At 37.1% G+C, this 714-nt stretch carries 3 protein-coding genes; all 3 read right to left on the bottom strand.

The features are described 5' to 3' along the window. A partial coding sequence (locus NOG12_RS13260) for a hypothetical protein (RefSeq protein ID WP_313933516.1) occupies positions 1-195 on the bottom strand: 195 nt, incomplete at its 3' end. Then, positions 185-409 carry an ABC-three component system middle component 6 gene (locus NOG12_RS13255; protein WP_172514390.1) on the bottom strand — a complete coding sequence of 75 codons (225 nt, stop codon included), beginning with the start codon at positions 407-409 and terminating at the stop codon, positions 185-187. The genes NOG12_RS13260 and NOG12_RS13255, both read right to left, overlap by 11 nt. Beyond that, on the bottom strand, positions 399-714 hold a 316-nt coding region (locus tag NOG12_RS13250), incomplete at its 5' end, for a hypothetical protein (protein ID WP_313933515.1). The genes NOG12_RS13255 and NOG12_RS13250, both read right to left, overlap by 11 nt.

Raw genomic sequence — 714 nt, 5'->3', positions numbered from 1 at the left:
GCTGCTTGATATTGACGAGTGTCGCACTTCGCAGTTGAATTCGGGGTCAACCACTCGTGATAATGTTGATTTGCCTACACTGTTACCTGTACGACCAGAATTTGGCTTGTTTGTGACGAGGTTAAGACCAGACTTGAATTTAACAAATCTTTTTACCTCGTTATTTATCTTTATTTCAAGGCTATCAAGCTTCATTTATAAAAACCTCTACTCCATTAAACTCAATTGCCTTAATTGAAAACAACCAATCTAACGACAGTATGATGTGATCAATCGATACTTTTAGCTCTGAAGAGCAGTCAGTGAGTATCGCATCTAAGGGCGGATTTTCATCTGCCACTTTCTTTAGAATTTTTGCCCCTATGCTTACAACATTTATTTCTGGGTCACAACCACTTCTAGGAATCATCAGCTGGATTCTCCATGATTATGCATTCGATAAAAGCATGAGCTACAACAACATTCACTCCCAATTCAACATGCTCTTTGTAAGCAGGAGTGTTTTTTGATTCAAATACAGTATTTTTTAATCTTTGAATGATAAAGTCCAAAATGAACTCAGAATTTTCTCTGACTTTAGCTATGTCTACATCGCAGATTAAATAGTCAATTTCAACAGCGTCTAAAGCAAGAAAGTATAAATCGTTTAAATTCTGAAGGATCATATCTCCCGAATTCAACTGCGAAGTGCGACACTCGTCAATATCAAGCAGC

Source organism: Pseudidiomarina fusca (genome assembly GCF_032227045.1).
Taxonomy (GTDB): Bacteria; Pseudomonadota; Gammaproteobacteria; order Enterobacterales; family Alteromonadaceae; genus Pseudidiomarina; species Pseudidiomarina fusca.
The sequence above is the reverse complement of the archived record's forward strand: the minus strand, read 5'-3'. Positions and strand labels throughout refer to the sequence as shown.